Origin of the sequence: Candidatus Cyanaurora vandensis (assembly GCF_013285555.1) — a bacterium.
Taxonomy (GTDB): domain Bacteria; phylum Cyanobacteriota; class Cyanobacteriia; order Gloeobacterales; family Anthocerotibacteraceae; genus Cyanaurora; species Cyanaurora vandensis.
This window is the reverse complement of record NZ_JAAXLT010000059.1, coordinates 1-9,965: the sequence shown is the minus strand read 5'-3', so window position 1 is coordinate 9,965 and position 9,965 is coordinate 1. Positions and strand designations below refer to the sequence as shown.

The following is a 9,965-nucleotide window of genomic DNA, read 5'->3' as shown; positions in this document are numbered from 1 at the left end:
TGAGTTGGGGGTTCTCTAGGTAGGGCAGGGCGAGGCGAATCCGGCGGGCAATTTTAGCAAGTACCATGCTTACTCCTTAGGGCTGATGGCGACAAAGTTGTAGATCTCGCGCCCGAAACTGACATCCTCACCCTGTATTGGAGCTAATTGTCCTATCTCATCAAAGTAAAACAATTTCAAGCCAAGACCCTGTAGAAACAGCAAGAAATCCTTGACGGTATAACCAAAACCGACGGCGTTGATGTCAGAGGCTTCAAACAGTAACGTCACACCAGGGTAGGCCCGGAAAAATTGCTCACCCCCGGCAAAGATGAGTCGTTCGGCTCCCTCCACGTCCATCTTGACGAAGTTGACCTGTGCCAAGGGGACCTGTTGGATGAAGTCATCCAAGCTCACGGTTTGGATCGTCAGCCACTGCTCAATCTTTTGGCCGGGGTGATTAGTCTGGGCCAGGGAATTCATCGCCCCATCGGTGGAGATGGCAAAGCGGGTCGTCCCACTACGGTCACTAACCGCCCGCTCAATTACCGTCACATTGGTCAATCCATTGAGGGCAATATTTTCACGCAACAAGGCGAGTTCCCGCAGTCCCGGCTCAAAGGCGTAGACGTGCCCGGTCGGTCCCACCTGCTTGGCGGCAATTACGGTGAATAACCCCCCATTCGCCCCGATATCCAGGAAGATATCCCCTGGTTGGAGGACTTGGCGCACGTAGGCGACCTCCAAATTCTCAAAACCATCAATAAACATCGCCCCGCCAATCGCGCTGTTGAGGGGATAGCGGAAGGGCGAACCATCGGGCAGGGTGAAGGTGTTGACCGCCCTGGGCGTATTGCGGCAGTTGACTTTCCAGAGTTCGTAGCGCAACCGATTCTTAACTTTCTTGGTCAGTTTCTGGAGCATAGACACCTACCTTTGGGGGATACCCACCCAGTCCCAGGACACGTAAACCGCCGGACTTTCGAGGTCACATAACTGACCGCTGGCAGTGACTGCCTGGATGCGATAGTCATGTCCGCCCAAAAAGATTTTAGTTTGTGCCGTTGAAGGCCAATCCTGCACCGCCTCGACAATCAGGACCGGGTGAAAACGGTCAATCATCGCCTTGGCCCCAGCGAGGACCTGGGGTTCACCACCCTGCACGTCAATCTTAATCAGGTCTACCCGTTCCACCTCAAGCAAAAAACTGTCCAGGGTCGTCACCAAGACGCGCTTGCTCACCGTATCCGTCCGTGCAAACGTCGGCGGACGGGTGGTTTCGAGGACGTTATCGCTGTTCTCTTTGCTGCTACTCAGGAGATTCTGCTCCGCCTCCACATCTGAGACGGCCTTGCAGTAACAACGAACATATTGCTCAAGGCCATTTTGACGGACATTGTATTCCAATAACTTAAAATTCTCCGGGTCAGGCTCAAAACTGTAAATCAACCCCTCCCAACCGCGCCGTTTGAGTTCATAGGCCACCACCAGGGTGTGATAGCCGTGGTGGGCACCAACATCGAACATGACCAGACCGGGGCGCAGTTGCTGAACGAAGAACTGGGTGAGGTGATATTCAAATTCACCCACATAGTAGCCATGGACCGAGACCGCACTGCCCTGGGAACGAAACTTAATCTGGTCCTGGTAAACCCGGAAATCCTGAGGATGTTCGACGACCAAGGCGCGGTGTAACAGGGGCAGGAGGTAGGGTTTCCAATAAAAACGACTGTCGTGACGCAAAAGTGGCGATTGACGATAATACCAGCGCAGTGGTCCCTCCGCCAGTTGGGTAAGGGGGCGCAGGGGATAGCCGAGCCGACCATAGGCTCGCCACAACTGCTTGACGGTTTCACGCAGAGGATTCATTGCCTGACCTGTGAAAAATTGTAGCCCTGACGGGCGAACCAGAGGCCGAACGTGATGGCCTGTAATACAAGGACCACGGGCGCGAGGACGGGCGGCAGGAGGAGTACTAAGCTGACCCCCACCGCGAAACAGGCTAGGGGTACCACTAGTTCCTTGAGCCATTGCCATCCCGACAGCCCGAGTTGACCCAGACCGAAGGTATTGAGCAGCAAATTACCGAGATAAGCAGAGTTACCCATCGCTACCCAGAATAAACCAAACTGGGCACCCAACGTAACGCCCACCAACGACAGGCCCCCAAAAGCCAGGACGGTGAAGGTGTTGACTTGGACGAGTTCTAGGCCAAAGAGGACGTAATAGCCCACCGCGCAGAGCGAATAGAGCGCGTAAATAACCGTCATCAGGCGCAGGACCGAGAGATGGACTTGAGCATCCCCCGTGGGAATTAAGACCATGAGGATCCAGGGAGCCAGGGCAAAGAGGACCGCCCCGAGCCCTAGGGCAACCAAGGCATTGATCTGAAGAGCCTGTACCGCTTTTTGGCGCATGGCCTCGGGCTGGAGCCTGAGGGTACTCAAGGCGGGGAGGAGGGGTTGGACAATCAGGGCGGAGAGGGTATTGATCTGCGTGACCACACTGGTAATCGCCGCATAGACCCCCAAGAGTCCAGTCCCCAAAAAGGCCCCGACCACCAGACGGTCCCCCTGGGAGAACAACACCGTCCCCACACTGCTCAACCAAGTCAGCCCGCTATAGCGCAACACCTGCTCCGCCCGTACCCAGTCCCAGCACCACTGCAACCCCAGACCCCGCACCCACCACCAGCCCAAGCCTAAGTAGGCGACCAAAAGCCCCAAGCCCACCACCGCCTGCCACTGCATCAAAGCCACCGTCCGCCCACCGCTCCCGGCAATCCCAATCAGCCCCAAGCTCGTCAGGGTCACTTGGAGAGTATTGAGTAAATTGAGCCCGCCGTAGTACTGAAATGCCTGGGCTAGCCCCACCACCCCCTGCTGCACCAACCGGGTCCACACCACCAGCCCACTGACCTGGAGGGCCAAGACCGCCTCGGCTCGTTGGTTAACCGTGAGCGTCCCAAAAAGGTTGACCACCTGCTCAGCCCCTACCCAGAGTCCCAGGGCTGCCGCCGTTGCGAGACTGAGAATAGCTACCGCCGTCACAGTCAGGGTTTGGGATATCCCTAAAGTGTTGTCCTGCCCTAGGTCACGGGCGACGAAGACTGTAGTCGTGACGGTCAGCCCCCCTTCAGCCAGAACTACCACTGCCACGGCGGAGGAGACCAGGACCCACAGCCCATACTCAGACAGACCCAAAAAGTGAATGAGTAATGGGACCGTCACTAGGCTCAGACCAATGCGGACAATTCCACCCAGGCCATTGTAGAAACCGTTCCTCAGCAACCGGGCACCTCAGCGGAGGCCAAGTACCAAGCCAAGGTCCGCCCAATCCCTTCCTTCAAACCGATTTCAGCCTGCCAGCCCGACTGCTGCAAGCGCGACACATCGAGTAACTTGCGCGGGGTACCATCGGGCTTAGTGCTATCAAAAACTAGACTTCCCTTGTACCCCACGACTTCCTGGATGGTGAGGGCCAGTTCACGAATCCTCAGGTCCTCGCCCGTCCCGACGTTGACCGGGCCGGGTCCTGAGAAATGTTCCAACAAAAAGAGACAGGCGGCGGCGAGGTCGTCCACATACAAAAATTCGCGCCGGGGGTTGCCACTACCCCAGACCGTTACTGTCGTTGCGCCCGTTTGTTTAGCCTCCAGCACCTTGCGTAACAAAGCGGGCAGGACGTGGCTCGTTTGCAAATCAAAATTGTCGCCCGGTCCATAGAGGTTGGTGGGCATGGCGGAGATAAAATCACAACCATATTGGGCGCGGTAATGGTCACAGAGTTCGATGGCGGCAATCTTGGCGACGGCGTAGGCGCGGTTGGTCGGTTCTAAGGGCCCCGTGAGTAGATATTCCTCTTTGAGCGGTTGGGGGGCCAGTTTGGGATAAATGCAACTACTCCCCAGGTTTAATAATTTCGTCACGCCGTAACGGTAACTGGCTTGGATGACATTGGCGGCAATCATCAAGTTGTCATAGAGGAATTGGGCCGGGTAGGTACTGTTAGCGAGAATTCCCCCCACCCGTGCCGCAGCCAGGATTACGTAGGCGGGCCGCTCCTGCTCAAAGAACTGCTCCACTTGGACTTGGGAACACAGGTCTAGTTCACGATGCGTACGGGTCAGAATTTGCGTGTGGCCCAACTGCTGAAGACGGCGCAGGATGGCACCACCCACCAACCCCCGGTGTCCAGCGAGATAAATACGACTGTGTTTATCCATCCATCCTCCTAACCGTTCGCAATACCGCGTAGGGCAATCCGGTAGCCCGCATCCTTGAGGGTCTGCTCCTGACGGGCGAGCTCTAGATCGTGGTTGACCATCCGGCGCACCAATTCATCCAGGGTAATCGTCGGTTGCCAACCCAGCTTCGTCCGGGCCTTGGTTGGGTCGCCCCACAGATACTCAACTTCCGTGGGCCGGAAGTAGCGCGGGTCAATCTTGACATACTGCTCCCAGTCCAAATCCAACAACTTAAAGACCCGTGACACAAATTCGCGCACTGAGTAGGACTGCCCCGTAGCGACGACAAAATCCTCCGGCTCGGCCTGTTGGAGCATCAGCCACATCGCCACCACATAGTCCTGGGCATGGCCCCAATCGCGCTTAGCGTCGAGATTACCCAGATACAAAAAATCCTGGAGACCAAGCTTAATGCGAGTCGCAGCGCGGGTAATCTTGCGGGTCACAAAGGTCTCGCCCCGCCGTTCCGATTCATGGTTAAAAAGAATCCCATTACAGGCGAACAGGCCATAGGCTTCACGATAATTGATGGTCTGCCAGTGGGCGTAGACCTTAGCGGCGGCGTAGGGCGAACGGGGATAGAAGGGCGTGCCCTCAGACTGTGGCGGCGGCGAGGCCCCAAACATCTCGGATGTCCCGGCTTGATAAAAACGCAACTCATTCCCCGTGCGCTTACAGTAGTCGCGCACCGCTTCAAGTAGCCTTAAAACCCCCAGCGCGTCCACATCCACCGAGTATTCCGGTTGCTGGAAGGAGACCGCCACGTGAGACTGAGCCGCCAAGTTATAAAGCTCATCAGGCTGGACCCGTTCGAGGATCGAGCGCAGACCCGTCCCGTCGGATAAGTCCCCGTAATGTAAGAACATCCGGGCTTCTAGATCGTGGGGATCGGTGTAGAGATGGTCCACCCGGTCCGTGTTAAATGTGCTAGAGCGACGGGTGATCCCGTGGACCTCGTAGCCTTTACTCAAAAGAAATTCTGTCAGGTAAGACCCGTCTTGCCCTGTAATCCCGGTAATCAAAGCGCGTTTCATATCTTCCTCAATGGCGGCTTTTCCCAATCCGGCGACAGGGACGACTCATACTGCACCGCTTAATGCTCCCCAGCCAAATACCCAAGGGCAACGCTTTAGCCAAGGAATTGGAGTCTTTGAATCTTCGTAAGAATAACATGTTATGCCCCAGACCCCTCTGGGCTTAGCTTTTTGGGATTTTGGAAGCACAGGTCAGCCCATTCAGCCAGCAGGGGGTTGACTCGGGCGGGAACTTCGTCCTGAGGACAGTGCCCCGCTCCCGGTAATGCAACAAAACGCTGCACTTGGGGGAAACGGGTGAAAGTACGTCCCAGGGCGATGGGTTCCCAGGGGTCTAGCTCGCCCCAGAGGACCTGGACCGGGCAAGTCACTATGGGCAGCAGGTCCTCAGCTAAAGGCCCCGTATCGTAGTTGATAAAGGCCAAAAATACCCCCAACGCACCGGGGTCCCGGCTGGGAGCAATCAACAGTTCCACCAGTTCTGGAGTGACGGCGGTGGGGTCGCCGTAGGCTTGAGTGAGAATCTTGCGGACGGTGGCGGGTTGGCGGAGTCGGTCAAAGAAAAAACGACTCACCGGGCCTTTACTGAGTAAACCTTGGACCAGCGGTGTCCCCACCCGTCGCAACCAGGGAATCTGACCGCGCTTACTCCGGTGTAAGAGCCGCAAGGAACAGTTAATCAAGGTCACACCCTGGACTTGTGGACTCATCACCGCCGTCTGGAGGGCAACAATCGCGCCAATGGAGTTCCCTACCACCACAGCCGGGGCCTGGACGACCTCAGCAACAAAGTCCGCCACCTGCTGGCCCCAGGTCTCGAAGGTATAATCAGCCCCCACGGGTTTCGCGGACCCACCGAAGCCCAAGAGGTCCAGCGCGAAAACCCGGTGTCCCTGGCTGAGGGCGGGAATATTTTTACGCCAATGACCGACATTGGCCCCAAAACCATGGACCAAGACTATGGCTGGCCCCTGTTCTCCGGCTTGGACATAGGTAATCCGGTGGCCCTGCCACGACCAGTTCATCGCCGCTCTTGTCCCTGGTTGAGAACTTGTAAGTAGAGGAATTTGTAGCCCGTGGGTAGATCCGCCACTAGCCCACGGTTAGCTTGACGACTGTAGACACTATTGGACTCGTAGCGGTTCTGGGTATAGACCGTCTCGTTGACATCGGTGGACTCCGTGCCGCCCACCAACTGCCAACCCGTCGGCTCCTGGAAAATAAATCGATAGCTCCCCCGGTCAAAGGTCTGGGAACGCCGCTCGATATCAGCTTTGACCACGGCTTGGTAGGTCTTTTTGGTCTTGTCGGGGGTGAGGATGTACTGGATGTTGCGGTACAGACAGCCGCCACTCTTACAAAACTGCAAACCCTTCATCTGGGTAACGATGGCCTCTAGCCGTTGGCGGACTTGGGGAGGTTGCTCCGCCCGGACCCCGCTACTCAGCAGCCCCACGAGCCCCAACACCAATAATCCCCGCATCCTTGACGCCTCAACGTTTATCCTTCCATGGTGCCACGCCTAAGGCTTACGAGTTTTGCCCGTGGACCGTCCCAACTGATAAATCCCCGCGCCCGTCGCCACCATAAAGCCCAGGGTCAAGGCCCAAGAGAAGCTCAAGGTATTCGCCAACAAGAAGAAGAGCCCGAGTCCCCCTACCAGAGCCGGGAGCAGACTGACCAAGGAACCGAGAGCCTGGGGCAGAGCTAGGGAGGTCGTTGCGCTCACGCGCCCGAGCCAACTAGCGACCTGAGTAATCGTGCGGTCGCTCAACTCCCAAAAACTTAAGTAGAGGGCCAGGGACCAAAGGAGGACTCCCGCAAGGGTCAAGGGCACGGACATGATGGGACTCCGCTTTTGTCTGCATTTTATAAGTATTAATTCCTAAAATAGCCCAGGCTTGCGATTTTCTAAGGGATTGCCAAGGGTAGGGACCAAAGCGGTACAATGACCTAGACTGACCGCGTAGAACGATGCATCGTAAATTTCTAGGGTTGGGGGGCAGTCTGCTCCTGGGTCTAGCTCCCGTCCAAGCTGAAGTTATCTCCGGTCGCCCGGTCCATACCTGGGTCCGCACTGAGAGTAAGACGGTTCTCATAGACCAAAAAGCGACCACGCTCTTCCCACGGGCGAATTTCACCTGTCGTAAAACCTGTGCCCTCCGCATCACTCTGAATGCCGCCTTGGTCATTGATGACCCAGAAACCACGATTTACGCCGAAGTCTTGGTCAACGACGACGGGGCGGGGATCTATCCCTTTGACCTCGTGCCCTTAGTCCAAAATCTCCCCTTTGGTTCCTTCCGTGCGCCCCTGAGTTGGACTTGGGTGACGACGATGCGCGACCCGGGGTCCATGTTGGACTTAGATATTACACTTTTCACCAACGGTAAGACGATCCAGGTCAACAGTCGCAGCGTCACCGTCGAGGTCCTGGAGTCCGATGTACCTGGATGAACTATTGACCCGCGCTGGACTGACTGACCATCCTCATCATCACATCGCGCTGACGGGTCTTGAGACGGATTCCAGAGAAGTCCAGCCCGGAGATCTGTTTATTGGTTTGCCGGGTAGTCAGGTGGACGGCGGGGCCTATTGGCCCCAGGCGGCAGCGCGGGGAGCTTGTGCAGCGATTGTTTCTGAACAACTAATCATCCCGGCTGACCCGGCAATCCCACTATTAGCCGTGGCGGACCCCAGCCGGGTCTGTGCCCGACTAGCGGCAGCCTATTACAACTTCCCCGCCCGACAGATGGAACTGGTTGCCGTGACAGGGACCAACGGGAAAACCACCACTACTCATCTCATTGAACATTTCCTTCAGCCCACGGCGGGTTTGGTGGGGACGCTCTACGCCCGCTGGCCGGGGCACTCGACGACTGCCCTCCACACCACCCCGTTCGCCCTAGATATCCAACGGACCTTGGCGCAAATCCTAGCAGCGGGTTGTCCCCGAGCGGTGCTAGAAGTGAGTTCCCATGCCCTCAGTCAGGGCCGGGTGCAGGAATGCGTGTTTCAGGCAGCGGTCTTCACTAACTTGACCCAGGACCACCTAGACTTCCACCCGGACCTCGAAGCCTACTTCCAAGCTAAGGCTCAGTTATTTAGCTCTGAATCTCTCGCGGGTCGTGCCATCCTCAACCAGGATGACCCCTACGGACAAAGGTTGCTGGCTAGCTGTCCTGAGTCCTGGAGCTATGGTCTAACGCCGGATGCCGATATCCATGCCACAGAGGTAGTTTTCGGAGAGCAGGGCATCCAAGGCCGACTTGTCACGCCCCACGGTCAAACTTCTTTCCAGGCTCCCCTAGTCGGTCAGTTCAACCTCTATAACTTCCTGGGAGCGGTGGGGGCGGCTCTACATCTAGGCGTTCCCTTGGCGCAGATCGTCACCTCTCTGGCTACTTTCCCTGGGGTACCGGGCCGGGTGGAGCGGGTCAGTGCGCCGGACCAAGACATCACTGTCGTGGTGGATTACGCTCATACCCCGGACGGTCTAGAGAATTTGCTCATGGCGATCCGGCCTTTTGTGCGGGGCCGACTCATCGCCGTGTTTGGCTGTGGGGGCGACCGCGACCGCACGAAACGACCCTTGATGGGGGCAATCGTGGCGCGGTTAGCGGATGTGGCGGTGGTGACTTCCGATAATCCCCGCACCGAGGACCCGGAGCGCATTTTACAGGATGTCGTAGCAGGAATGGACCCCCTGCCTACCGTGGTTGAGGTGGACCGTCGGCGGGCGATTGCCCAAGCGATTGCCCTAGCGCGACCCGGTGACGGGGTGGTAATTGCGGGCAAGGGCCACGAGGACTACCAGATTCTCGGTCACGAGAAGTTCCCCTTTGATGACCGGGTGGAGGCCAGACGCGCCTTAGCCCAGCGCGGACCCGTGCGATAACATGGCCTAGGTAGTCACAATTCGCCATGGACCCTTACCAGACCCTCGAACTCAAGCCCGGTGCTACGGCAGCGGATATCAAAGCTTCCTACCGCAGGCTGGCGAAACGCTGTCACCCGGACCTGCATGGGGAGGAGGGGGCCGAGCGGATGCGCCAACTCAACGCCGCCTACGCCATCCTTGGTGAAGCTGACCGCCGCCAAGCCTACGATGACACCCGCGCCCGTCCTAGTTACCGGGTCGGGACGGTCCCCCGTCGGGGCACCGTGGTGGATGAAAACGTCCAACTCAATCGTTGGTTACAGGCGGTCTACCACCCCGTCAATCGTCATCTCCAACAGATTTTGATTCCTCTGGACTACCAACTCAACGAATTGGCCTACGACCCCTACGACGATACCTATATCCAAGCTTTCCAGACCTATCTAGCGAGTTGTGAAGCGGGGTACACCGCCGCTTGGAGTCTTTATACCGGACAGCCCAACCCTGCCATTGCTGCCCGTGTGGCTGAATACCTCTATCACTGCCTCAATCAGGTCCGTGATGGGTTAGATGAGTTGGGTTATTTTTGTATGAACTACGATTACACCCACCTCCACACGGGCAAAGAACATTTTGTCATTGCCATGGAGATGCGCGATAAAGCTGCCTTCTGTGCTAGTAAATTGCTGGACTCCTGATGTAACGGTAACGCTCTAGCTGAAGGCCCCTCCGCCCCGTGAACGGGGGACCAAGGCAGTAGAAAAAGACAGAAGAGCCTTTCTAATTCTTGCTCCCCTACCCTGCTCGCGGGGGAGGGGCTGGGGGT

General features: G+C 57.1%; 11 protein-coding genes. 3 read left to right on the top strand and 8 right to left on the bottom strand.

The features are described 5' to 3' along the window. Nucleotides 1-69 precede the first annotated feature (69 nt). The 8 genes from HFM78_RS03935 to HFM78_RS03900 form a co-directional block, all read right to left on the bottom strand. The gene (locus HFM78_RS03935; protein WP_287128119.1) at nucleotides 70-903 is read right to left on the bottom strand and encodes an FkbM family methyltransferase; all 834 of its coding nucleotides are present in this window, start codon (nucleotides 901-903) and stop codon (nucleotides 70-72) included. Nucleotides 904-909: 6 nt separating this feature from the next. Next, the gene (locus HFM78_RS03930) at nucleotides 910-1,848 is read right to left on the bottom strand and encodes an FkbM family methyltransferase (protein ID WP_287128118.1); all 939 of its coding nucleotides are present in this window, start codon (nucleotides 1,846-1,848) and stop codon (nucleotides 910-912) included. Further along, complete coding sequence (locus HFM78_RS03925; RefSeq protein WP_287128117.1) at nucleotides 1,845-3,269, bottom strand: lipopolysaccharide biosynthesis protein; 1,425 nt, start codon at nucleotides 3,267-3,269, stop codon at nucleotides 1,845-1,847. Before HFM78_RS03925 ends, HFM78_RS03930 begins: the two co-directional genes overlap by 4 nt. Then, nucleotides 3,263-4,204, bottom strand: coding sequence for a GDP-L-fucose synthase (locus HFM78_RS03920; RefSeq protein ID WP_287128116.1), 942 nt, complete (start codon nucleotides 4,202-4,204; stop codon nucleotides 3,263-3,265). The genes HFM78_RS03925 and HFM78_RS03920 overlap by 7 nt, the downstream gene beginning before the upstream one ends. 8 nt (nucleotides 4,205-4,212) lie before the next feature. Next, nucleotides 4,213-5,259 (bottom strand): GDP-mannose 4,6-dehydratase, encoded by a 1,047-nt coding sequence (gene gmd, locus HFM78_RS03915; RefSeq protein WP_287128115.1) that lies wholly within the window; start codon nucleotides 5,257-5,259, stop codon nucleotides 4,213-4,215. Nucleotides 5,260-5,399: 140 nt separating this feature from the next. Next, on the bottom strand, nucleotides 5,400-6,284 hold the full coding sequence (locus tag HFM78_RS03910) for an alpha/beta fold hydrolase (RefSeq protein ID WP_287128114.1): 885 nt from the start codon (nucleotides 6,282-6,284) through the stop codon (nucleotides 5,400-5,402). Next, nucleotides 6,281-6,742, bottom strand: coding sequence for a hypothetical protein (locus tag HFM78_RS03905; protein ID WP_287128113.1), 462 nt, complete (start codon nucleotides 6,740-6,742; stop codon nucleotides 6,281-6,283). The genes HFM78_RS03910 and HFM78_RS03905 overlap by 4 nt, the downstream gene beginning before the upstream one ends. Before the next feature lie 39 nt (nucleotides 6,743-6,781). Continuing rightward, the gene (locus tag HFM78_RS03900; protein ID WP_287128112.1) at nucleotides 6,782-7,102 is read right to left on the bottom strand and encodes a hypothetical protein; all 321 of its coding nucleotides are present in this window, start codon (nucleotides 7,100-7,102) and stop codon (nucleotides 6,782-6,784) included. A gap of 131 nt (nucleotides 7,103-7,233) precedes the next feature. On the opposite strand from HFM78_RS03900, the gene HFM78_RS03895 reads away from it, so the two are divergent. Genes HFM78_RS03895 through HFM78_RS03885 form a run of 3 tightly spaced genes read left to right on the top strand, consistent with a single transcriptional unit; the run spans nucleotide 7,234 to nucleotide 9,837 of the window. Then, a complete protein-coding gene (locus HFM78_RS03895; RefSeq protein ID WP_287128111.1) occupies nucleotides 7,234-7,716 on the top strand; it encodes a hypothetical protein in 483 nt (160 codons plus the stop codon). After that, nucleotides 7,703-9,157 (top strand): UDP-N-acetylmuramoyl-L-alanyl-D-glutamate--2,6-diaminopimelate ligase, encoded by a 1,455-nt coding sequence (locus HFM78_RS03890; RefSeq protein WP_287128110.1) that lies wholly within the window; start codon nucleotides 7,703-7,705, stop codon nucleotides 9,155-9,157. The genes HFM78_RS03895 and HFM78_RS03890 overlap by 14 nt, the downstream gene beginning before the upstream one ends. Nucleotides 9,158-9,183: 26 nt before the next feature. Continuing rightward, nucleotides 9,184-9,837 carry a J domain-containing protein gene (locus HFM78_RS03885; RefSeq protein WP_287128109.1) on the top strand — a complete coding sequence of 218 codons (654 nt, stop codon included), beginning with the start codon at nucleotides 9,184-9,186 and terminating at the stop codon, nucleotides 9,835-9,837. Nucleotides 9,838-9,965: the final 128 nt, after the last annotated feature.